Origin of the sequence: Candidatus Zymogenus saltonus, assembly GCA_016929395.1 — a bacterium.
GTDB classification, from domain to species: domain Bacteria; phylum Desulfobacterota; class Zymogenia; order Zymogenales; family Zymogenaceae; genus Zymogenus; species Zymogenus saltonus.
Genome location: JAFGIX010000068.1, coordinates 1 through 22,760, shown reverse-complemented (window position 1 = coordinate 22,760; position 22,760 = coordinate 1). Strand labels below are relative to the sequence as shown.

17 protein-coding genes are annotated in these 22,760 nt (G+C 53.8%); 11 read left to right on the top strand and 6 right to left on the bottom strand.

Features of this window, described 5'->3' with window-relative positions; all coding sequences use genetic code 11:
• Positions 1-168 precede the first annotated feature (168 nt).
• Positions 169-1,212 carry a DUF2804 domain-containing protein gene (locus tag JW984_13255; GenBank protein MBN1574158.1) on the top strand — a complete coding sequence of 348 codons (1,044 nt, stop codon included), beginning with the start codon at positions 169-171 and terminating at the stop codon, positions 1,210-1,212.
• Positions 1,213-1,297: 85 nt separating this feature from the next.
• A complete protein-coding gene (locus tag JW984_13250) occupies positions 1,298-1,792 on the top strand; it encodes a GNAT family N-acetyltransferase (protein MBN1574157.1) in 495 nt (164 codons plus the stop codon).
• Positions 1,793-2,384: 592 nt separating this feature from the next.
• Here JW984_13250 and JW984_13245 read toward each other — a convergent pair.
• The 4 genes from JW984_13245 to JW984_13230 form a co-directional block, all read right to left on the bottom strand.
• Positions 2,385-3,905, bottom strand: coding sequence for a long-chain fatty acid--CoA ligase (locus JW984_13245; GenBank protein ID MBN1574156.1), 1,521 nt, complete (start codon positions 3,903-3,905; stop codon positions 2,385-2,387).
• A gap of 65 nt (positions 3,906-3,970) precedes the next feature.
• A complete protein-coding gene (locus tag JW984_13240; GenBank protein ID MBN1574155.1) occupies positions 3,971-5,491 on the bottom strand; it encodes a long-chain fatty acid--CoA ligase in 1,521 nt (506 codons plus the stop codon).
• Between the two features lie 100 nt (positions 5,492-5,591).
• Positions 5,592-6,836: a beta-ketoacyl-[acyl-carrier-protein] synthase family protein gene (locus tag JW984_13235; GenBank protein MBN1574154.1), complete on the bottom strand. Its 1,245-nt coding sequence runs from the start codon at positions 6,834-6,836 to the stop codon at positions 5,592-5,594.
• Positions 6,829-8,097: a beta-ketoacyl-[acyl-carrier-protein] synthase family protein gene (locus JW984_13230; protein MBN1574153.1), complete on the bottom strand. Its 1,269-nt coding sequence runs from the start codon at positions 8,095-8,097 to the stop codon at positions 6,829-6,831. Before JW984_13230 ends, JW984_13235 begins: the two co-directional genes overlap by 8 nt.
• A gap of 320 nt (positions 8,098-8,417) precedes the next feature.
• Between JW984_13230 and JW984_13225 the strand changes: the two genes are divergently transcribed.
• Both JW984_13225 and JW984_13220 read left to right on the top strand, forming a co-directional pair.
• Positions 8,418-9,242, top strand: coding sequence for an SDR family oxidoreductase (locus JW984_13225; GenBank protein MBN1574152.1), 825 nt, complete (start codon positions 8,418-8,420; stop codon positions 9,240-9,242).
• 301 nt (positions 9,243-9,543) lie between these two features.
• Positions 9,544-10,101 (top strand): hypothetical protein, encoded by a 558-nt coding sequence (locus JW984_13220; protein ID MBN1574151.1) that lies wholly within the window; start codon positions 9,544-9,546, stop codon positions 10,099-10,101.
• A gap of 1,043 nt (positions 10,102-11,144) precedes the next feature.
• Here JW984_13220 and JW984_13215 read toward each other — a convergent pair.
• Both JW984_13215 and recG read right to left on the bottom strand, forming a co-directional pair.
• The gene (locus JW984_13215) at positions 11,145-11,729 is read right to left on the bottom strand and encodes a response regulator (protein MBN1574150.1); all 585 of its coding nucleotides are present in this window, start codon (positions 11,727-11,729) and stop codon (positions 11,145-11,147) included.
• A gap of 345 nt (positions 11,730-12,074) precedes the next feature.
• Complete coding sequence (gene recG, locus JW984_13210) at positions 12,075-14,513, bottom strand: ATP-dependent DNA helicase RecG (GenBank protein ID MBN1574149.1); 2,439 nt, start codon at positions 14,511-14,513, stop codon at positions 12,075-12,077.
• A 116-nt stretch (positions 14,514-14,629) separates the two neighbouring features.
• Between recG and JW984_13205 the strand changes: the two genes are divergently transcribed.
• From JW984_13205 to JW984_13175, 7 genes are all read left to right on the top strand, one after another.
• Entirely contained in the window at positions 14,630-15,727 is a 1,098-nt protein-coding gene (locus JW984_13205; GenBank protein ID MBN1574148.1) for an ABC transporter ATP-binding protein, read from the top strand.
• Positions 15,728-15,729: 2 nt separating this feature from the next.
• The gene (locus JW984_13200) at positions 15,730-16,428 is read left to right on the top strand and encodes an energy transducer TonB (GenBank protein ID MBN1574147.1); all 699 of its coding nucleotides are present in this window, start codon (positions 15,730-15,732) and stop codon (positions 16,426-16,428) included.
• A 302-nt stretch (positions 16,429-16,730) separates the two neighbouring features.
• On the top strand, positions 16,731-17,246 hold the full coding sequence (locus JW984_13195) for a metal-dependent transcriptional regulator (protein ID MBN1574146.1): 516 nt from the start codon (positions 16,731-16,733) through the stop codon (positions 17,244-17,246).
• A 318-nt stretch (positions 17,247-17,564) separates the two neighbouring features.
• The gene (locus JW984_13190) at positions 17,565-19,007 is read left to right on the top strand and encodes a CoA-binding protein (protein MBN1574145.1); all 1,443 of its coding nucleotides are present in this window, start codon (positions 17,565-17,567) and stop codon (positions 19,005-19,007) included.
• 112 nt (positions 19,008-19,119) lie between these two features.
• Entirely contained in the window at positions 19,120-20,457 is a 1,338-nt protein-coding gene (locus tag JW984_13185; protein MBN1574144.1) for a DUF362 domain-containing protein, read from the top strand.
• A 201-nt stretch (positions 20,458-20,658) separates the two neighbouring features.
• On the top strand, positions 20,659-21,270 hold the full coding sequence (locus tag JW984_13180) for a 4-vinyl reductase (protein MBN1574143.1): 612 nt from the start codon (positions 20,659-20,661) through the stop codon (positions 21,268-21,270).
• Positions 21,271-21,432: 162 nt separating this feature from the next.
• On the top strand, positions 21,433-22,581 hold the full coding sequence (locus tag JW984_13175; protein MBN1574142.1) for an MFS transporter: 1,149 nt from the start codon (positions 21,433-21,435) through the stop codon (positions 22,579-22,581).
• The last annotated feature ends 179 nt before the right edge of the window (positions 22,582-22,760 follow it).

Sequence of the window (22,760 nt, the reverse complement as noted above, 5' to 3'; positions counted from 1 at the left end):
TTTCTCTGTTTTTACAATACTTTGGAAAGATTTGATGTCCATGATTTACCTTATCATGGTGGCAAATCTTTTACAATCACCAAAAATATTTGGTTTTTTTTATTGTGTTGACAATTGACAAAAAGAGAACAAAAATGTAGATTCATAATTTAATAAGGAGTTAGTATTATGTTTAAACTAAAAGAGACCCCGAAGAGGCTTGTGGAGAACGGTAAAGTGGTGGAGTGGGGATTTTTCAAGACGCCGTTTCGCGATCTGAACCTCCTGGACATAAAGATCCCCGGGCTTCCCTCTTTTCTCAACAACTTCAGGCTCAAGGAGTGGCAGCACTACGCGCTCATCGGGGGCGATTTCGTCCTGACCTTCTTCTTCATAAACGGCAAGTACATGAGCGTCTCCTTCTGCTACTTTCTGGACAGGAACACGGGCAGGTTCACCGAGCACCACAAGAACGTCCCGGGGGGTGTAGCCAAACTTACGTGGGACCTCTTCAACGGCGATTGTCGCTTCAAGGCGGGCAATTACAGGATGGAGTTCGACAACCGCCTCAGCGAGGGGAAGCACCGGGCGAGGATAAGCATCAAGGGGACGAAAAAGAGGCCGGGGATAGAGGCGGAGATCGAGATGCTCGAGGACCTGAACAAGATACAGCCCCTCGTATCGGTGGTGCCGATCGGCCAGAACCGCCCGATGTACACCCACAAGGCGGCGGTCCCGGTGAGGGGGGAGATAACCTACGGAGAAAGGCGCATCTCTCTAAATGAAAAGAGGGACATTATTTTAATCGACATCCAGAAGACCTACTATCCCTTCAACACATGGTGGCAGTGGGCCGCCTTTGCCGGATACGACAAAAAAGGCCGGCTGCTGGCTATCAACCTGGTGAAAAACATGACTACCATAGACGACGAGGCCTACAACGAGAACTGCCTCTGGGTGGACGGGAAACTCTCCAAGCTCTCCGCCGTCCGCTTCGATTTCGACGCGAAGGACGTAACGAGGCCCTGGAAGATCGAGACCACCGACGGCAAGTGCAGCCTCGTGATGAGGCCGATGGGGGAGAGGAAGGGCTACATCAACCTTGGGATTTTGGTCGACGATTATCACCAGCCGTTCGGACCCTATTCCGGGACGGTTGTCGATTCGAAGGGGGTGTCCTACGAGATAGAGGACTTCTTCGGGGTCACCGAACACCACAGGGCGAGATTCTGATTGTTTGCGCAATCGGATTGCAAAAGGTCGGTTGTCCGATTTAGGTTTTATGAACAAATGATTGTTGTTATAAATAATGGGGAAAATGTTAAATGTCAGAGCGGCACGCCCCGAGGACGCCGGGGACATAGTGAGGCTGATCAAGGGACTTGCCGAGTTCGAGAGGGAGCCCGAAGCAGTCAAGATAACCGAGGAGGATGTTATCGAGCACGGCTTCAACGAAGACCCTGACCTGAACTACTTCTGTTGCCTTATGGCGGAGCGGGACGGAAAGGTCGTGGGATTCGCCCTCTATTTTTTCACGTTCTCTACTTGGGAGGGAAAACCGGCTCTTTATCTTGAGGATATCTTCATCCTCCCCGAATACAGGAGGCGCTCGGTCGCCAAGGGCTTGATGGTCGAGCTCGCGAAGATAGCGGTTCAAAAGGGATGCGCGAGGTTCGAGTGGGCCGTCCTCGACTGGAACGTGGACGCCATGGACTTTTACCACGCGATGGAGGGGAGCCACCAGAAAGAATGGCAGATATTTCGTATGGAGAAAGACGAGATAGAGGCCCTCGCGTCGACTGAATGGGAGTGAGGTTGGCGAAATAGTATTCTGTCATTCCCGCGCAAGCGGGAATCCAGAATAATATCTTGCTGGATTCCCAATCAAGTTGGGAATGACAGTATAGATTCGCAGTCAAGCAGGGAATGACAGTAAAGGTTCCCAGTAGAATTGGGAATGACAGTATAGATACACAGCCATGTTGGGAATGACAAAACATTTCATTCCCGCGCAAGCGGGAATCCAGAGGGAGGGTTTCTGTGTGTAGGGTTCTATTGACAAGCTTTAGCCTGTAAGTGGGTGGCTCGATCAAGGACGGAGTTGCAGAAATAACACGGACAAAGCCTCACAGGGGCACGTTATTATGATTATGCAAGTTTGTCCGTGCCACCCAAATCCTCATTTTTTTACTATAAATGGGTGGCACTGACAAGCGCCAAATTGTCAGTTAAAGGTTGGGAAACGGGAATCCAGTTTAATATCTTGCTGGATTCCCGATCAATGTCGGGAATGACAGCATAGGTTCCCAGTGGCGCTGGGAATGACGGCATGGACTCCCGGCGTCGGGTGGCACTGGCAGGCACTAACCTGTCAGTGGAAGGCTTCAGCCGTACCCCTCTAACCCTCACAGCATCTTCTTCAGCTCTTTCTTCAGCACCTTACCCCCCGGGTTTCTCGGGAGCTCCTCTACGAAGAAGAACTTCTTGGGGATCTTGAAGTTTGCGATCTTCCCGAAGAGGCGCTCCACGATCTCCTCCTCGGTTATCTTCTGACCTTCCTCCAGTATCACAAAGGCGCAGACGACCTCCCCCCTCTTCGGATCGGGCATCCCTATCGCCGCCGCCTCCTTTATTTCGGGAAGGGAAGTTATCGCCTTCTCCACCTCGGTGGGGTAGATGTTCTCCCCGGAGCTGATTATCAGCTCCACCTTTCTCCCCACAATGTAGAGGAACCCCTCCTCGTCCCTCCTTCCCAGGTCCCCCGTGTGGAACCACCCCCCGCGCTTTGCCTCCCCGGTCTCCACCGGCTTGTTCCAGTAGCAGGAAAAGATGTTCGGGCCTTTCAGGATAATCTCCCCCACCTCGCCGTGGGGCACGTCAACGTCGTCGTCGACGATCCTCATCGTCATGTGGAAGACCTCTTTCCCCACGGAGCCGGCCTTCCTGATGGAGTCCTCAAGGGAGAGGGCGCTTATCTGGCACGTCTCCGTCATGCCGTAGCCCTGGGCGAAGCGCACCCCCTTCTCGTCCTGGTATTTTTTTATCAGGTGAACCGGCATGGGCGCCGCCCCCGCGAAGAAATAGTAGACGTGGGAGAAATCTGTCCTCCCCCACTCCTCCGCCTCGGTCATCATGTGGTACATGACCGGGACCGTGAACATGTAGTTGACCTTCTCCTTGGTTATCAGCCTCAGCATCTCCGAGGCGTTGAAGAACCTCTTAAGGACCAAAGACCCCCCGGCGTATATGACGGGGGTCGTGGATGCGGCCAGCGCCCCGATGTGGAACATCGGGGCCGACACGAGGGACCGAAAGCTCCTGTTAAGGCTGTAGTTGATCAGGTTGTGGATGGCGTCAAAGATGATGTTCTTGTGGGTAAGGACCGCCCCCTTAGGATCGCCGGTGGTCCCCGAGGTGTACATGATGGCGAGGGGGTCGTCTTCCATAACCTCGGTTTCGGGGGTCGGCTCTTCCTCCGAGAATTTCGAGACGAAGTCCTTGACGTTCGGGTCTTCGAGAAGCTCCTCGCCGCCGTGCTTTATGAAGTGCTTTATCTCCCCCCTCTTCGACTTCAGCCCCATCACGTTGTCTGAGAACTCCGAGGAGTAGAAGACCGCCTTGGGGGTGCAGTCGCTCAGGATGTAGGCGAGCTCCGGCACCGCCAGCCTGAAGTTCATCGGAACCATGATTATCCCGGTCTTGGCGCAGGCGAAGAATATCTCCAGGAACTCCGAGGAGTTAAGCAAGAGCGCCCCGACCCTGTCGCCCCGCTTAAGTCCCATGCCGTAAAGGGCGTGGGCCATCCTGTTTACCCTTTTGTTAAACTCGGCGTTTGTATACTGTCTGTCCTCCCGCTCCTCTTCCTTCAGGAAGGGGCCGTCGGGATATGTCATCGCCCTCTTGAACACCCACTCTCCAACGTTCATGCTTTATCCTTTTCATTCTCCTTTGGTAAAAAACATATGAGGCTGATTCGTCCGAACCATCACCTTTAAAGCCTCTTTTTCAGCTCTTTCTTCAATATCTTCCCCGAGGTGTTCCTCGGGAAATCGTCCACGAAGACGACCTTCTTCGGAATCTTGAACTTGGCTATCTTGTCGGCCAATCCCTCGATAAGCCTCTCCTCTGTCAGCTCTTTTTCCTTTTTCAATAATACGAAGGCGCAGCCGACCTCGCCCCTTGTCGGGTCGGGCATCCCCACGACCGCGGCCTCCTTGACCTGATCGAGCGACTGGATCGCCCTCTCCACCTCGGCGGGGTAGATGTTCTCGCCGGAGCTTATGATCATCTCGACCTTTCTGCCTACGATGTAGATAAATCCCTCGTCGTCGCGCCTTGCCATGTCGCCGGTCAGAAACCAGCCGTCGGAAAAACCCTTTTCCGTCTCCTCCGGTTTATTCCAGTATCCGGTAAAGACGTTCGGCCCCCTGACGATTATCTCCCCCACCTCGCCTTTGGGAACGTCGGTTCCCTCCTTGTCGACGATCCTCATGATTACGTGGAACTCCTCCTTTCCCGCGGAGCCGGCCTTCCTTATCGTCTCCTCGATGGGAAGGGAGCTCAACCGCCCCGTCTCTGTAAGCCCGTAGCCCTGGGCGAAGCCGACCCCCTTCTCGGTCTGGTATGCGCGGATGAGCGGTATCGGCATGGGGGCGCCCCCGGCGATGAAGTACTTCACGTGGGAGAAGTCGGCGGACTTCCACTCCGCCGCCTCCGCCATCATCTGGTACATTACGGGGACGGCGAACATGTAGTTGATCTTCTCGTTTGCGATGAGCTTTATTATCTCCGAGGCGTTGAAGAACCTCTTCAGAACCAGAGACCCCCCGGCGTATATCACGGGGAGGGCCGCGGCGCCCAAGGCCCCGATGTGAAAGAGTGGCGCCGTGACCAGGGACTTGAAGCTCCTGTTCACGCCGTATCCGAGAAGGTTGTGGACGGCGATAAACGTGATGTTCCTGTGGGAGAGCATCGCCCCCTTCGGATCCCCGGTGGTTCCGGAGGTGTATATGATGACCAGGACGTCCGTCTCATCGACCTCGGTCTCGACGTTAAGCTCATCGGCGGGGAAGGGCGACACGAAGTCGGAGAGGAGGGGGTCACCCTTTATGTCCTCGCCGGCGTGCCTGATGTAGTTCGGGACGGCGACCTGACCTCTTATCTCTGTGACCTTGTCGGCGAAGTCTGATGTGTATATCAGGACCTTTGGGCTGACGTCGTTTACGATGTAGGCGAGCTCCGGCACGGCCAGGCGAAAGTTCATCGGGACCATTATCGCGCCGATCTTAGCCAAAGCGAAGAATATCTCCAAAAACTCTGACGAATTGAGCATGACAACGCAGACCCTCTCCCCCCTTGAAACGCCTATGCTCATAAGGGCGTGGGCGGTCCGGTTGACCCTCTCGTTGAACTCCAGGTTGGTGTAGGCCCTGTCCTCCCGCTCCGCCTCCTTCAGGAAGTCGGAATCGGGATCGATCATGGCCCTCTTCGTTACCCATTCTCCTACGTTCATATTTTTATCCTGCCTTTTCCTGCCTTTAACTTTATCCCTTTTTTAAATAACGGAGCGCCCTTGAAATCCACCTTGGATTGTCGTCCTAATCAATGTCCGTCTATTTGGTGGATCTGTCAAATTTTCCGAAAATCAGCGAGACGAACGTCCCGCCGGAGGAAAAGCCGTTGACCATAGCCGTCGAGATATTTTCAATCCTCTTTTTACCGACGACGAAGTTCAACGGCGCGATCGGCTCATTGAGGTTGAGGGTTGGAGGAACAATCCCGTACTTCAAGGAGATCACCGCGGCGGCCGACCTTACCCCGCCGGAGCTCAGGCTCTCCCCCACCGCCCCCTTGATCGATGACACTATGGGGGATTTTGCTTTCCCGTCAAACCTGCCGAAGAGCTCCCCTATGCTCTCGGCTTCCAAGCGGTCAAGTCTTTTCCCGCCGTTGGCGGAGGCGGAGATGTAGTCGACCTCTCCTGAATTCAGGCCCGCTGACTCTATCGCTCTTCTCATGGCGAGAATCGTCCCCCCCGTCTCTTCGGGCCAGTCGTTGGGGGCGGACGGCGCGGCGCTCATCCCCCAGCCCAGCACCTCGGCGAATATCTCGGCGCCCCTCTCTTGGGCGGCGTCCAGCGACTCCAGGAGGATGATGCCCGCCCCCTCGCCGTAGACGAAGCCGTTTCTCCCCCTGTCGAAGGGTCTTGCCCCCTCCTTTCCCCCTCCCGCCGGGGAGAGGGCCCTGAACCTCGTCAACACCTCGTAGGGAAACGGAGATATGATGTCGGCGCCGCCGGCCAGGATCGCGTCGGCCCTGCCGTTTGCTATCTCCCCGGCCGCGTAGGCTGTCGCGGTCTCCGCGGAGGCCTCCTTGTGGTTCACAGTGGAGTTTATCCCCCGAAGGCCGAGAACGATCGAGGCGTGGCCCGCCGGGGCGTTCATTACCGTGTTAGGAACGAGGATCGGGTTTATCATCGTCGGCCCCTCGCTGAAGATCGTGTCGATTATCTTTATCGAGACGTCGGTGCTCCCCATCGATACACCGAGTATTATCCCGACCCTGTCCCTGTTCGACTCGTTGATCTTAAGGCCTGCGTCTTCGACCGCCATCGAGGCCGCCGCCGCCGCCATTCGGGAGATCCTGTCCATCTTTCTCAACGCCTTGCCGTCGATGTAATCCTTCGGGTCGAAGTCGACCACCTCCGCCCCCAGGTGGGAGGGGAGGTGGGAGGTGTCGAACGACTTTATGGTGGAGACGGCCGATTCGCCGCCCATCAGCCTTTCGGTAAACGATTTCCTCCCGATGCCCAAAGGCGTGACGACCCCGATTCCGGTTACAACGACCCGCCTACTCATTTGCGATCCCCTTTTCCGTGTACCTTCCGAAGACGACCGTCGTGTTGTTGCCGCCGAAGGCGAACGAATTCGAGAGGACTATGTCGGGGCTTTTATCCCTCGCCCCCTCGGTTACGTAGTCGAGGTCGCACTCCGGGTCGGGCTCCATCAGGTGGATCGTAGGCGGTATGAACCCGTGGTATATAGCCAGCACCGAGGCCAGCCCCTCCAGCGCGCCCGCCGCTCCCAAGGTGTGTCCTATCATCGACTTCGTCGAGCTTACCGGGATATCGTAGGCCCTCTCCTTGAAGACCGCCTTGATGCCGTTGGTCTCCGCCACGTCGTTTGCCGGGGTGGCGGTGCCGTGGGCGTTGATGTAGTCCACCCTGTCGGGAGCGATGCCGGCGTCCCTCATCGCCTCCAGCATGGCCCTCGCCGCGCCCGAGGCCTTGGGGTCCGGGGCGGTCATGTGGTGGGAGTCGCAGGTGATGCCGTAGCCCAAGAGTTCCCCGTATATCTTGGCGCCGCGCCCCAGCGCGTCTTCGAGGGGCTCCAATATCATCATCCCCGCCCCCTCGCCGAGGGATAATCCCTGCCTGTTCTTGTCGAAGGGTTTGCAGTACTCCGGATCGACGGATCTTAAGGAGTTGAACGACGCATAGGTTATCATGGAGAGGGGCTCGGTTCCGCCTGCGATTATCACCTTTGCGAGTCCGTCCCTGATCAGGTCCCTGCCGTAGCCTATGGCGGTCGCCCCTGAGGAGCAGGCGGTCATAAAGGTGGTCTTCGGGCCCATGAGTTCGAGCTTCGAGGCGATGTGATCCGCCGATGACGCGGAGAAGAGAGAGGCGAGCCGGGAGAACTTCACCCCATCGGCCCCGCGGTCGAGGTATTCGCGGTAGAGCTTCTCAGCCTCCGGTATCCCGCCGGCCCCCCCGCCGATGACCAACCCGGTTTCCTCCCTCAGGCTATCCGGCACGGGAAAGAGGCCGGAGTCGTGAAGGGCCTCGATTGCCGCTGCCATCGCCAGAAGGTCGGAGCGGGACATTCGCTTTGTCGAGAAACCGGCGGGGATGCCGGGAGAAATCGCCCTGGGATTGAAATCGGCGACCTCGGCCCCGGTCTTTGTCCTCGACCCCTCGGTATCAAAGACGGTGATCTCCCCTATCCCGCAGACTCCGGCCTTGAGGGCGGAGACAAATTCCCCGATCCCCTTTGCCACGGAGTTTACGGTCCCGAGTCCCGTAATCACGACCCTTCTTTTATCTTCGTTTTTTTTCATAGCTAAATCGTCGTTTTGGATTAGACAATTCTATACTACACGCCTCCTATTTTCAATAAAAAAGGAGATGCGGTAGTCAAAAGGGGAGCCGGGGAGACCGCCCGGATTGTCGGGGCACAGCAAAGGGGCACCCGTAGACTATTCCGATATGTGTGTCCCATAATTTCTTTGCACCTCTGTTTTGCCGAATATCTTTTAGCGTCGGGACTGTTGACTTGCAGAGATCTTTTTTGTATTATCAAGCGGATTTTATAACGCACGGCTCCATTGGATTTATATATAAAATCATTTAGACTCTTTATACCGTTATGGAGGTTATTGTGGATAGATTCAAGGACAAGGTCGCTGTCGTAACGGGGGCCGCCTCGGGGATGGGGAGGTCGCTCTCCGTGGAACTGTCCCGGCGGGGCGCCCAGGTCGTCTGCGGGGATGTCAACCTCGAGGGTCTAAAAGATACCGCCAAGGCGATCGGGGGGGAGGGGGGAAAGCTCCATATTAAAAGGCTGGACGTGACCAAGCCTGAGGAGGTCAAGGGTCTTATCGAGGACACGGTGAGGGAGCGGGGGCGCCTCGACTATATCTTCAACAACGCGGGGATATTGATCATGGGGGAGGCCCGGGATCTCGATCTGGAGCATTGGCTGAAACAGATCGATGTGAACCTTATGGGGGTGCTCTACGGCACCGTCTTCGCCTACAAACAGATGGTAAAGCAGGGGCACGGCCATATCGTCAACACAGCATCCTTGGGGGGACTTACGCCCGTACCGGCGATCATCCCGTATATAACCACCAAACACGGGGTGGTGGGGCTTTCGACGTCGTTGAGGATGGAGGGAAAAGGGCTGGGGGTCAAGGTAAGCGTGGTCTGTCCTGGATTTGTGAGAACGGGCATGTTTGAGGCTCCCATAATAAATGTGGATCTTAAGGCCCACGAAAAAAACGTGGAGGATATGCCGAAACATATGATCTGGGATTCGGATAAAGCAGCCCGAAGGATATTAAAGGGAGTATCGAAAAACAGGGGAATCATTATCTTCCCCCTCTACGCCCGCTTGAGCTACTGGCTTCAGAGGGTCAACCCCGTCCTTTTGAATCCGCTGAACATGAAGGCGTTGAGATCAACAAGGGATATCAGGTTGTAACCATGTTGGATCGATGATTTTAGAAATAATGGCTTTTAAGTGGGGCTTACAACGGGCCGTATCGCTGTGGTCGTGAGCTGTGGGTGTACTTTTAGGGGGGCGGTTTTCGTTGGAAAATTTAAGGAATGTGCGAAAAATTTGAAAAAAAACTGGATATTTACTGCAAAATGGTATATATAGTTGAATCATATTAAAAATATTAATATCATTCAAATCGCGATGTGAGAAGAAAATGTCGGATACTGAAAAAGATAGAGGAAATTCTGTAGGATCTTCTGAAGAGGTTAAGATGGCGACAAATATGGCTATTCGAGCTGTGATTGATGGAATTCACGAGATTGTCGGCGATAACGGTGCGAGGATACTTTTCAGAAATATTGGATTTACCCAATTGTACGAAGAGCCCCCCGACTACAGCTGGGAGCCGTGCCTGACGGTTCCGGAGCAGGCGAAGATTTACAACGAACTGCCCCACCTTCTCGGTTTAAATGGGGCAATAGGCATTTGGAGAAGGATAGGATATACCAATTTAAAATACGCCGTGGAGATCGGTCATATCCTCGATGCCTTTAACGATCTTGAGGAAAAAGAGAAGTTCCGCAGGGCTATGGATATCTTCTGTGCCGCTTCCGGAAAGGGAAAGGTCGTGGAGAGGGATGACGGATTGGTGGACTTCGATTGCCCCGACTGCCTTTTGTGCAAGGAATACAAGACTGACAGGGTAATATGCTCCGTATACGAGGGAACAACCCAGTATTGTCTTGACTGGGCCTTCGGCAGGGGTGTGTACACCATCAGGGAGATAACGTGCAAGGCAATGGGAGCCGACACCTGCTATTTCAAAGTGGAAAAGAGGTAGAGGGGGTCATTGGTTGGTACTGATTGGTTGGGTTGGAAAAGAGGGACGGTTGATGTTGGGGACGGTTGATGGGGGCGATTGATGTTGATTAATCGGGCTGGAAAAAAGGGAAGGGGGTCATTGGTTGATGGCTAATTAGGGTGGGAAAAAGGTAGTGGGGTGGGGGCCATCGGTCGGTGACTGATCAGGGTGGAGAAAAGTAGTTGGGGTGGGAGCCATCGGTCGGTGATTGATCAGGGTGGAGAAAAGTAGTTGGGGTGGTTGGTCGGTGGCTGATAAGGGTGTAATAAGGGGGGTATCGGTCAGAATTGATCGGCTCCCCTTTTGATCAAATCGGAATGAAGCTACCATATTCTGTATTGACCATTAACGTCGATCGACAGGCCGTCAGGTCGATATTAGGATTCTGCGATATTGGAAACCATTCCCGGTTTTCCCTGAATGATCGGGCGGGATTTCGGTGTCTAAAATCTTAATGATTCCAATGTCGGCCGATTAATCTCGCCCGGGCCGGTTTTTAAGGAGTGGGTGGGCGGGAGTGGGCGGCTTTTCATCCTTTTTGAAAGTAGAAGACTTTTAGATGACCCTGAGGATAAAGAGTATTTCTCTCTCCATTAGTACGTTTCTTCCCCTGAACCTCATGACGAAAAGCTCTTGGATAAAGTATTGATGGTTTGGTTTCTTTACAGGTGCATTTTATTTTATGCTGGGCCCGTTCAGTTGGCCCTTCGGCCTGATTTAACATTAGGCGGGTAAAAAAAGAACTGAAAAGCCCGGCGGCTCACTGCCTCCGGGCCTTTATACATTTGGAAAATTGTAAACTAATCAGAATTAAAAATCGTCCGGTTTGATTGAATTTACTCCCCAGCGCCCGATCGGTTGAGCGAGGAAGCATTAAAGGCCCGTCTCCCCCATTATAAATATCATCGGCACCCATTAAACAACGCCCCCCACTCCCGGCACACAAAATATCGCCTCTCTTTCTCACTCCTAAATATGGCCGTTCCTTATTAATTATTGCTTGATTCCCTTAAATTCAGCCCTCACCCCTTGAGCGCCTTGATCTCCGACTTTGCCTCCTTCAGCTTTTTTTCGAGGTTTTTCCTCTTCTTCTCGGAGTCTTCGATCTTTTTCTTCAGATCCTCTATTTCAGTGGTCTTCTTTTCTAAAAGCGAATCGAGTATATCGCGGGCGGCGGTCAAGAGCTTCCCCGATCTCTTGCGCTCGACGGAATGCCGAATCGAGCGAACGAGCACGTTTGTGTTGACTATGCCTTTATACAGGAAATCCTGCGCCCCCTCCCTGATGGCCAGGAGCGCCGTCTCGTCGTCCTCGAGACTGGACAGTACTACAATTGGAATATCGGGAGCGGCGCTGTATGTCTTAAGGAAGGTGAACAATCCCTCGCTGTCCGGCAGCAGAAGGTCAAGGAGGATTACGTCTATCTCCTCCTTTGAGATAATTTTCAGGCCCTTTTCGAGGTTTTCAACACGTTTGAAATCGAAGGGACTTTCCTCTATTTTATCGAGCATCTCCTTAACAAGCCTGGCGTAACCGGTATCGTCCTCGATCATCAGGATATTGATCTTTCCCTTTCCCCCGATTTTATAAATTTCCCAGTATGTCATAAAGATTCCTCTTAATTGGAGTGTTTTCTTAAAAAAGCTGAATTTTTTTTATGCTCCCTCTCCTGTTTTGATTGCTTCTGTACTCGATAGACAACCTTAATTGTAACAAATTTATACCAGTTAGATAAAAGCCGTTCTTTGGAATGATTGAAAGTGGAATATTTTTATTTGTTGGAAATTTCTAACATTTTTTACGGATATTGTCAAATGAAAATATTAGAAAAAAATGAAATATTGATAGGAAATCTGTTTTTTATCTCTTTATTTTTTATTGCATAGTCATAACGCTATTAGCCGGAAAAAACCGGTCTCTTCCATTATACTATATCCGGCGCCGTATGTCACTCAGCCGATGTCCATCAACGAGAGGCGTCCCTCGAAGCGCGAGAGGAGCACCCTTCTCGTTTCGTGGTGGGCGGGGTCGGAAAGCAGCGGATCCTTTTCTATCAGGGCCTCCGCCTCGGCTCTTGCTGTGAGGAGGGTGTCGTAGTCGCGGATAAGATCGGCCGCCCTGAAGGCCGGAATTCCCGATTGCCTCGTCCCCATGAACTCGCCCGGCCCTCTGATCTTCAGGTCTTCCTCGGCGATGATGAATCCGTCGGTCGTTTTGAGCATCACCTCGAGGCGCCTCTTTGCGTCGTCGGTCACGCGGTAGTCGGAGATGAGGATGCAGAACGACTCGTCGCCGCCGCGCCCCACGCGCCCCCTCAGCTGGTGGAGCTGGGAGAGCCCGAACCTCTCGGCGTGCTCCACCACCATGACCGTGGCGTTGGGGACGTCCACCCCCACCTCGATGACGGTCGTCGCGACGAGGATATCCACCTCGCCCTTAACGAATCGGTCCATGACCTCCTCCTTCTCGCCGCCCTTCATCCTTCCCGTTATCAGCCTAACGGTGAAATCGGAGAAGACGCTCGACAGGTTTTCGGCCATCTCCGTTGCGTTTTTCAGGTTAAGCGTCTCGGACTCCGTGACCAGCGGATATACGACGAACGCCTGTCTCCCCTTTTTGAGCTCGCCCAGTATTACCTCGTAGGCCGACTTCCTTTGATCTTCGCCGAAGAGCAGCGTCTTTACCGGCTTTCTCCCTGGGGGAAGCTCGTCTATCACGCTTATGTCGAGGTCGCCGTAGACGGTGAGGGCCAGGGTCCTCGGGATCGGGGTTGCGGTCATCACGAGGACCTCCGGTTTCTTCCCCTTTTCTTTAAGGGCGCCCCGCTGCATGACGCCGAAGCGGTGCTGCTCGTCCACCACGATAAACCCGAGGTCGGAAAACTCCACCCCCTCCTGGATGAGGGCGTGGGTTCCGAAGACGATCTTTAACTCCCCGCTCTTTATCCCATCGAGGACGGCCTCCCTCTCGGCCCCCTTCACAGACGAGGTCAGGAGGGCCGACTTGACCCCGATCTTAGCAAGCCTCCCCTCGAGGTTTTTGAAGTGCTGCTCGGAGAGGATCTCGGTAGGGGCCATGAACGCCGCCTGGGCGCCCTCCTCCACGGCGTTGAGGGCCGCTAATAGTGCAACGACGGTCTTTCCGGACCCCACGTCCCCCTGGAGGAGTCGGTGGGTCGTTCGGGGGGAGCGGATGTCCTCCGTGATCTCGTCAAGCGCCTTCCTCTGGGCCGACGTCAGGGAGAAGGGGAGGTTTTCCATGAAGCCCTCCATCAGCCTTCCCGATGCGTTGAAGCTCCTCCCGGGCGACCTGATGATCTTTCTCCTCTTGAGGAGGAGTCCCAGCTCCATAATGAAAAGCTCGTCCATGGCGACCGACCTTATAGGGAGCCACGAGCCGTCCTCGATGTCAGGAGTGTCCTTTGGGCCTTCCGGCGGCAAGGCCGGGTTGTGGATTATCCTGACCGCCTCCTTGAGGGGGATGAGCCTGTTTCTTACTCTCACATCCTCCGGGACGCCGTCGATAAGACAGTCGGAGTACTTGTCTACCGCCTCCGCTACTATCTTGACGACCGTCATGAGCCTCATCCGCTCGGGGAGCTGGTATCTCCCGATGATGTCGGAGCCGAGTTGATCCGCCTCCTCCTCCCACGGCTCCACGTCCGGGTGAGCCATGCTCTTCCTGTTGTTGAACTCGGACACGATCCCGGTGACAAGAAGGCGCATCCCGACCTTGTAGCGACCCTTGACGTAGGGGGCGTTGAACCAGACGAGCGTCATCAGGTCGGTGCCGTCGGTGACGATCACCTCGTTTATCCTCTTGTATCTCCTTTTAGACGTGAACTTCTCCCCCGCCACCACGACCTCCACAACCAGCGCCGCCCGCTCCTTGAGCTTGAGCTCCCTTATCTTCTTGACACCCCTGATGTTTATGTAGTAGCGGGGGAAGTAGTAGAGGAGGTCCTCGACAGTACTGACTCCTTTCTTCTCGAAGACCTTCGCCCGCTTCGGCCCCACTCCCTTGACGAAGGTTACCGGCGTCTTGAGCCTCTCCTCGGCCCCGGACAAATCCGCCTCGGAGTCCCCCGAAACGATTTTTAAAAGTATTCCCCTTGCCTCCTCAAGGATGGAGCGCCTTTTTTCCCGCGGGGCGGAATCGTAGCCGGAGAAGAGCCCGCCGAGCATTTTTACCTCGCCGTCCCACCTCTCGAAGTCGGCGGCGCCCCCCATCTCCCTCACGATCCTCTCCGCCGTTTTGCCCAGGCCCTTCACGGTGTCGATCTTCTGAAAGTCGTCCTTGGAGGCAAACTCCACCGGCTTGAGGAGGTTCTCGGCGAAAGTGGAGACGGCTAATGCTTTGTGTTCACTTTTATCCTTTTTTGTTTTTTCCATACTGTTTCCTAAAACTCTGTAAGTCTATCGCATTACGCGGCCGATTTGAAGAACTTTCTGAGGGGAGTATAATCTTGACAAAGGGAGACTGTAGTTTTACTATGAAAAGTTCAATTATGAGTTACCTGAAACTAAAAGGAATATCCAAGAGCTACGGGACGACCGGAAGGGGGAGGTCTGGGGGCGAGGGCGTTACCCGGGCGCTGAGGTCGGTGGACCTCGAGGTCGACCGGCATCGGATCATAGTCGCGCTGGGGCCCTCCGGCTGCGGCAAGTCGACGCTCTTGAGGGTCGTGGCCGGACTTGAAACTCCCGACGAGGGGAGGGTTTTCCTCAACGGCGACGACATCACCGACCAAAGCCCGAGGGACAGAAACATCGCCATGGTCTTTCAGGACTACGCCCTCTATCCCCACATGACGGTCGAGAGAAACCTGACCTTCGGCCTGACGACAAGGGGGATGGGTAAAAGGGAGGCCGTTGGGAGGGCGAGGGAGACGGCGGAGCTTCTCGGGATCTCCGCCCTCCTCAGGAAGAAGCCTGGGCAGCTCTCCGGCGGGGAGAGGCAGAGGCTGGCGTTAGGCAGGGCGATCGTCAAGAGACCGAGCCTATTTCTGATGGACGAGCCGCTGAGCAACGTGGACGCCCTTTTGAGGGCCAAGATGCGCACCGAGATAACGAGGATCATAAGGGAGGTCGGCGGTACCATGATCCTTGTCACCCACGACCAGACCGAGGCGATGACGATGGGGGAACTCCTCGCCGTGATGAGGGACGGCGCCGTCGAGCAGGTGGGCACCCCGAGGGAGATATACGATAAGCCGAAAAACGTCTTTATCGCCCGCTTCATCGGAAGCCCCCAGATGAACCTCATCGAGCCGGGGACGGGGCTTCACAGATTATTCTCTGAGATGCTTGCGAAAAAAATGAAGGGAGATCCCTCCGGCGTAATCTTCGGGATAAGGCCGGAGGATATATATATTTCAGGGGGTAAAAAGAGGTGGGGCGGATTCAAGGGGGAGGCAAGGTACATCGAGGAGCTGGGCCACGAGAGCCACATAACGGCAACCGCCCACGACGCCGAGGTTACGATCAGGATGGGGGCCGATAGGGCCGCATTGATCCCCGCGCCCGGAAATAAAGTCGCCCTTTCGTTCAACGATAAAGAGATTCACCTCTTTGACAAGTCCACCGGGGAGAGGATCGAAGCTTGAGGATGATGAAAGATAGAGGGGAAAATCCAAGAATCGGGGGAGACGGTCTCCGCTATCATTTGAAAGGGGAAGGGAAGGGGGGTATAAAAAGCCACATTCCGTACCTCTCCATCTCCATGCTGTTTCACCTCTTTTTGATCTTTCTCCTCTTTCCTGTATTGATGACGATCTCCCACGGGCCGGAGGCGGGGACTATAACGGCGATGGAGATCGAGATTACAGGGGACGGCCGCCCCGAGCTGGATAGCGCGAGGGTGACTCCCGAAAGAAAGAAAAGGAGGGTCAACACCGCAGCGGAGGAGGCCGGCCCCGCCGCGGCCGAGGAATGGGAAGTCAAGGGGGAAAGCGGAGACGAGGCCGAGCTCGCTGAAACGACTCCGGGAGGCACGGACGCCGACGGGGCCGGGGCGGAGATATTGAGCGTATATATCCTGAAGATTCGAGACAGGATTGAGAGGAAGAAGCGCTACCCGAAGGCGGCCAGGCTCAACAACGAGGAGGGGACGGCCACGGTTTCCTTCCTCCTCGATGCTTCGGGGGGAGTGGCAAACGTTAGAGTGGTTTTGAGCTCGGGGCATGACAGACTCGACACGGCCGCCCTGAAAACGATCCTCGAGGCCGCCCCATATCCGCCGATACCGGAGAAATTGAGGAGGAGGAGCCTCAACCTCAAGGTTCCCATCAAGTACGAGCTGAAGTGACGGAGGGGGAGGGGGGTGTGGGATTGGTGGTGACAGGATCTATAACTTAATGTGGTGCTGCAAGAAAACGCCGAATATATAGAATATCCCGGTGATGTAGTTTTCGACTCAATCCCACCGTTCTAAAGTCAATCCTTTCATGCTAAACTTGATCTTGTCTCTCCCGGTTCGGTCGAGGATAGAAAATTCTTAAAGTTCCAAGGCAAAATTCCCGAATCGAAGTCGTTTTTAGCTTGACATTGTTAGTTATATCTAATATAATTAGACATGGTTTGTTAAGGATGGTTTTTTAGGAGGGCGATATGTCCGAAGATCACTCCGAAGATCACAATCTGAGCTCCAACATGGAGGACTACCTCGAGGTGATTCACCACCTTATACTGGATAGCCGCGTGGCGAGGGTGAGGGACATCGCAAACGCTCTCGATGTGAAGATGCCCTCGGTTACGGGCGCCCTGAAGAAGCTTGCCGAGAAGGGGCTTGTGAACTACGATCCCCATCAGGTCATAACCCTTACCCCGGAGGGGGAGAGGGTGGCGGAGAGGCTCGTAAACAACCACGAGATCATCTCCCGTTTTCTGAACAAGGTGCTCTGCATCGAGAAGGAGACCGCAGAAAGAAACGCATGTCGCATAGAGCATATCATTGACGATGTGGTCCTAGATAGGTTGGTAAAGTATATCGAGTACGTCGAGGGCTGCCCGATGGCGGGGGTGGAGTTCATAGAGAAATTCGGCTATTTCTGCGAGCACGGCCTGAACAAGGACGAGTGCAGGAAATGCCTGGAGTCGGGGCGGAAAAAGGCGGATGGAAAATGAATCAATTGGCCGAAGTTGTAAGCTTTATGCCTGAAGCTTGAAGCCTATATTGTTCGATATTGTTGTATAAAAGTATTTCAGGAAGGCCGATGAGAATTTTAGAAATCAACCCCTCCTTTGGATATTTCAGGCTAACGACTAATTGCACCGTTTTTTTATACAATTAACCCGCCTAAATTGATTTGGTAAAAATTTTTTACGAAATTATTTTGACATAGCCCCACCCTTTGATATAATCCCTCTGTTCAGTATCAAATTGTTGATTGCGTGACACTGCGCTGAAAAATGTTGAGTTAAAGTAGAATTGAAAGAAAAAGCATGAGCAAAAAAAATGGTATCAATTTAGACCCCCTCTTTTACCCGGAATCTATCGCCGTGATAGGCGCGTCGCCCAATGTCATCAGGGACAGGGCCGGTTTCTTTTACAGCCTGAAGGAGTGTTACAAGGGGAAGCTTTACGCCGTAAATCCAAAATATAATGACATCGATGGAGTCCCCTGCTTCCCCAACATAAAGGACGTCCCTGAAAATTTGGACTACGCCATCATCATGCTCCCGCGGGAGAAGGTGAGAGATGTGCTTAAGGACTGCGTCTCCGCCGGGGTGAAGTTCGTCCTCGTCTTCACGTCCGGCTTTTCCGAGATGGGGGAATACAGGCTCGAAGAGGAGCTCCTTGAGATCATCAGGGGGAGGAAGACCCGCATAGTCGGGCCCAACTGCATCGGTCCACACTGCCCGGAGCGCGGGCTTGCCTACTACGCCCAACTTCACAGGGACGTCGTGGGAGAAGTCGGATTTTTCTCCCAGTCGGGCGGTCACGCCCTCAACTTCACAATCAGGGGTCTCTCCCTCGGCCTTAATTTCAACAAGGTGATCAGCCTTGGAAATCAGGCCGATCTGAAGATCGAGGACTTCCTCGAGTACTTCGGCCAGGACGACAGGGTAAAGTTCATCTGCGGCTACGTGGAGGACGTTAAGGACGGGGAGCGGTTTAAAAAGATCGTGAGGAATATCGTCCTCGAAAGGGGAAAGCCGCTGGTTTTATGGAAGGGGGGAAGGTCTGCGGACGGGGCGAGGGCGACCTCCAGCCACACCGGCGCCGTCGCGGTGCCCACCAAGGTCTGGGACTCGGTGATGGATCAGCTCGGCGTCATCAACGTGGAGAGTCAGAATGAGCTGGCGGATGTCATGGTTGCGTTGAAGCTCGGATTCAAGCCTCGAGGGAAAAACGTTGTGGTCGCCGTTGCTGGGGGCGGAAGCTCCGTCGAGCTTACCGACGGCGTGTCCTTAAACGGGCTTTTCGTTCCGTCCTTGGCGGAGGGTATCCAGAAGAAGATCGGGGCGGACATATCCTCGGTGAACACATCGACCAATAATCCAATCGACCTGGGGATGTTCGGATTTGCGCCTAATATCTTCGCCAACTCGATGGCGCTCGCCGCCGAGGACCCGAATATCGACATAGTCATGGGGTGCCAGTACCCGGAGATGGTAAAGGCAATGGCCCCGGAGGCCTGGGACGCCAGCGTGAACATCCTGGTCGAGGGGATCGCCAAGGTCGGAAAACCGACGGCGATGATACTCCCGAGGATATATGAGAACAGCCCCGAGGCGGAGTGCGCCAGGGCGGAGTTTATAGAAAAGCTGAGGGAAGTGAACATACCGGCCTTTCCCTCTGCGGCGAGGATGGCCAGTACCGCGGTCAAGATACAGAAATACCTCGATTTTATGGAGAAGCACGGGGCTGAGGTCTCTTTTTAGTAGGTCGCCTTGAGGCCGGCTGCGGCGGACCGTTTCGGTAACAGGTCGGCAGGCTGAAAGATCAGAGCGCTCGATTGAAACACCTTATTAAAAATGTTGTGAGGAGTGAAAAATGGCAAAGGAGATGGAAAAGAGGAAGGTCGCGATCGTTAAATACGAAAACCCGACGGTATCACTGAGGAAGGCGATCGAGCTGTCCGACGGATTCTCGGGATTGAAGACCACCGACTCCGTCATAATAAAGCCGAACGCCCTGACCTGGGATAACGATCACTACCTTCCCCCCTTCGGCTTCTTTACTACAACGAGGATGGTGGAAGACATGGTGATACTCCTGAAGGACTTCGGAATAGGGGATATCACGATAGCCGAGGGCGCCGTAAAGATATACGAAGACACGCCGGACAGCGATTTCGTCATGGAAAAGCTCGGCTACGAGAAGATGGTGAAGCGCTACGGCGTGAAGCTGGTCGACCTAAACAAGTCGGATTCTCAGAAGATCGAGCTGACGGAGGGTCTTACCGTCTCGATCGCCGAGGACGTGCTGAACGTGGACTTCCTGATCGACCTGCCGGTCATGAAGACCCACGCCCAGACTAAGGTGTCTCTCGGCTTCAAGAACCTGAAGGGGTGTCTCAAGACCGCCTCCAAGAGGCTCTGTCATCACCCGGATATAGACCTCAACATGGCGATATCCCTTATCGCCGAGAAGATCGACCCTGACCTCACCGTCCTTGACGGCATCTACGTTCTGGAGAAGGGGCCGATGGTGACCGGAAACGCCTATCGGGCGAACCTGATCGTCGCGTCCAAAGACATCCTCGCGGCGGACGTAACCGGCACAACGCTCATGGGAATCGATCCAAAAGAGATAGACCATTTGAGGTACTATTCCGAGAGACTCGAGGAATCCCTTGACATCGCCGATTACGATGTCGTTGGGGAGGAGATAGAGGCGGTCAAGAAACCGGTCAAGTGGGACTGGAGCTGGAACGAGGGAAACACCGGCCCAACGGTCTTCGACAGGATGGGGATCAAGGGGGTCGCCGTGCCGAAATACGACACCACCCTCTGCACAGGGTGCTCTCCCGTGGTCAATATCGCAAATATCTTTATTCTCTCGGCAAAGATGCAGGGGGGGCAGGGGGGCGAGGACAATCCCTTCTCGAACTTCGAGATATTGAGCGGAAAGAAGATGCTGGGGAGGTTCGGGTACGACAGGACGATCCTTCTGGGGAATTGCATCATAAAGGCCAACAAGGACAACCCGAACATCAAGGAGGCTTTGGAGGTGAAGGGCTGCCCTCCAACCGTGGAAGACCTTAAGGGCGCCCTTACAAAATGCGGGGTGAAATTCGTCGACGGGGCCTACGATTTCTACATGGATCAGATCGCCAAGAAGTACGAGGGAAAGGAGGAGTTTGACGAGTCTCACTTCAGGTGCGCGTAAGAAATATCCTGAGACCTTCTAATCCCGAAGCAGGTTCTGTTAAATTTTGATATAATGGATGCGCATTTCGAGATTTGAGCCTTTATGTATATTTACAACATTTTTTTATGATTCTTACTGCTGTTGCCGCTGTTTAAGTATTTGATAGCATGAAACTCTTTTTGTAATTGTAGGTTAAAACATAAAAAAGGAAGAATAAAAATGGATCCAAAAAAACAGCTTCCAAATAGCCTGATGTACTTCATCCTGACCGAATTGGAGGAGCTATTGGGGAAAAACGGCATTAACACCGTCCTCAAATACAAGGGACTTGACAGGCTTGTCGGCAACTATCCCCCGGCTGACTACAATCCCGGAGAGCCGGTGGAGACCTTCAGCACGATATTTACTTCCATTATCGAGATTTTTGGGGAGAAGGGTTTTAAATCCGTTATTCGGGGAGCGGGGAAAAGGTCCTTTTTACAGATGATGGAGACTTTCCCCGGGCTCTTCGGAATCGGGCAGCTTGACATGGATGGGCTCGATCCCGTCGACAGGTTCAAATTGGTCTTGAAAACATATATAGAAAACGTTACTCAGATGTTCGGGACTTCCACTTCCATCGATATTCAAGACGACAAGATAATCGAGAATATGCCCGACTGCCCCTGGTGCGTCGGTGTAAAGGCCGAGGGCACGATATGCATTATCGAAGCTGATTTCGTGGCCGGCATGGCGGCCTGGTCGGGAGTGACCGGCATCAATATCAAGGAGACGCTGTGCATGGCCAGGGGCGATGAAACATGTCAGCTCGAAATCACCTTTGACAAGTAGGTTTAAGCCCTTACGCAAATTTTCACTTTGTTTAAAGCTTTTTTCCAATTTTAAGTCCTTAAACGTTCAGGGATTTTAAATGGAGAAAAGTTTTTTTTGGGCTGTTTGGATTAAAATATTGATTTTTTTCAAGTCTTTCAATTAATTGTAAAAGTTGATCCAATGAAAATAGTAACCACAAACTCTTACATTTCGCTGATGACCTATGGCATATCTCTCACGGTCATAGGGCCGGCCCTGAAGGAGGTTCAGGGCGAGATAGTGCTGACCGGGTCGGAGCTGGGGCTCTTTACCACGTTTCTCTCCGTGGGGCTGATCATCTCCGTGCTCGCCGGCGGATTTTTCGTGGACAGATACCGCGTAAAGAGCGTGGGGCTTTTGGGCCAGCTCCTGTTGACCCTGGGCCTGTTTACCTTCTCGGTTTTTGGAAGCTTCCCTGTGGGGCTTTTTGCGTTCTTCATGGTGGGATTCGGCGGGGGTCTGATCGAGATCGTCGTAAACACGATCATCTCCGGTATCTACGCCGAGAGGAGGACCGCCGCCTTAAACCTCCTCCATGGATTTTTCGGCGTGGGCGCCCTCGTCGGGCCGATCCTGATGGGATACCTGGTCGAGAGCGGTTTCGGCTGGCGGTTCGGCTATCAGGTAATAGCCCTCGTTTCGGTTATTGTCCTGATCCTCCAGCTCTTGACAAAATACCCGGAAAAGGTCAGCTCCGATAAGATCGACTTTTCCTACTTCTTCAAGATCATGAGGAATCCGTATACCCTTATCCTGGGGGCGATGATTCTCCTCTACGTCGGCTCGGAGATGGGTATCAATTACTGGTCGGTCCTCTACATGGAGACAAATCTTGACATCCCCAAGATCACCGCGAGCTCGTTTCTCACCTACTTCTGGCTGGCGATGACCTTCGGCAGGTTCATAACGTTTATGGTAGCGCAGAAGATCGGGGGGAAGCGGCTCCTCCTCTGCCTTACCCTGTTCTCGGTCTTGGCCTTTAGCGTGTTCATCTTCTCCAGGTCGGGTGCCGCGGCCGGGGGGGCGCTCCTTGCGTTGGGGCTCGCCTTTTCGGGGATTTTCCCGACGGTCGTCGCCCTGGGGACGGACAGGTTCCCGGAGACGCTGGGCACCATCACCGGCTTTCTGATGATGTTCATGGGAGGAGGGACTCTCCTCTTCCCGTGGCTTATCGGCGCCATCTCCGACGTTTCTTCCCTGAGGACTGGGATGCTATCGATACTCTTCTTTATCGGCCTGCTGACGATTCTAACGGGGACGTTGGGGTTCAAGCGGATTGGGAGGGCGTGAATCGGGATTGCTTGATTTGAATTGAACGTAGGAAAAAGAGGACGGCTTCAATTCAAATCGATGATATTAAGTATGTAAAGTAATAGTAATAGGGGCGCACGCTGGTGCGCCTCAGACTGTTGACAAAGTCCTCGTTTTTTAGCGAGGACTTTTTTATTATAGTGTCATGTTAAAGAAAG

Bases quoted from the DNA above. Each gene is read 5' to 3' on its own strand.
- JW984_13255 (MBN1574158.1), top strand. From the start codon at position 169: ATGTTTAAACTAAAAGAGACCCCGAAGAGGCTTGTGGAGAACGGTAAA.
- JW984_13250 (MBN1574157.1), top strand. From the start codon at position 1,298: ATGTTAAATGTCAGAGCGGCACGCCCCGAGGACGCCGGGGACATAGTG.
- JW984_13245 (MBN1574156.1), bottom strand. From the start codon at position 3,905: ATGAACGTTGGAGAGTGGGTGTTCAAGAGGGCGATGACATATCCCGAC.
- JW984_13240 (MBN1574155.1), bottom strand. From the start codon at position 5,491: ATGAACGTAGGAGAATGGGTAACGAAGAGGGCCATGATCGATCCCGAT.
- JW984_13235 (MBN1574154.1), bottom strand. From the start codon at position 6,836: ATGAGTAGGCGGGTCGTTGTAACCGGAATCGGGGTCGTCACGCCTTTG.
- JW984_13230 (MBN1574153.1), bottom strand. From the start codon at position 8,097: ATGAAAAAAAACGAAGATAAAAGAAGGGTCGTGATTACGGGACTCGGG.
- JW984_13220 (MBN1574151.1), top strand. From the start codon at position 9,544: ATGGCTATTCGAGCTGTGATTGATGGAATTCACGAGATTGTCGGCGAT.
- JW984_13215 (MBN1574150.1), bottom strand. From the start codon at position 11,729: ATGACATACTGGGAAATTTATAAAATCGGGGGAAAGGGAAAGATCAAT.
- recG (MBN1574149.1), bottom strand. From the start codon at position 14,513: ATGGAAAAAACAAAAAAGGATAAAAGTGAACACAAAGCATTAGCCGTC.
- JW984_13205 (MBN1574148.1), top strand. From the start codon at position 14,630: ATGAGTTACCTGAAACTAAAAGGAATATCCAAGAGCTACGGGACGACC.
- JW984_13200 (MBN1574147.1), top strand. From the start codon at position 15,730: ATGATGAAAGATAGAGGGGAAAATCCAAGAATCGGGGGAGACGGTCTC.
- JW984_13195 (MBN1574146.1), top strand. From the start codon at position 16,731: ATGTCCGAAGATCACTCCGAAGATCACAATCTGAGCTCCAACATGGAG.
- JW984_13190 (MBN1574145.1), top strand. From the start codon at position 17,565: ATGAGCAAAAAAAATGGTATCAATTTAGACCCCCTCTTTTACCCGGAA.
- JW984_13185 (MBN1574144.1), top strand. From the start codon at position 19,120: ATGGCAAAGGAGATGGAAAAGAGGAAGGTCGCGATCGTTAAATACGAA.
- JW984_13180 (MBN1574143.1), top strand. From the start codon at position 20,659: ATGGATCCAAAAAAACAGCTTCCAAATAGCCTGATGTACTTCATCCTG.
- JW984_13175 (MBN1574142.1), top strand. From the start codon at position 21,433: ATGAAAATAGTAACCACAAACTCTTACATTTCGCTGATGACCTATGGC.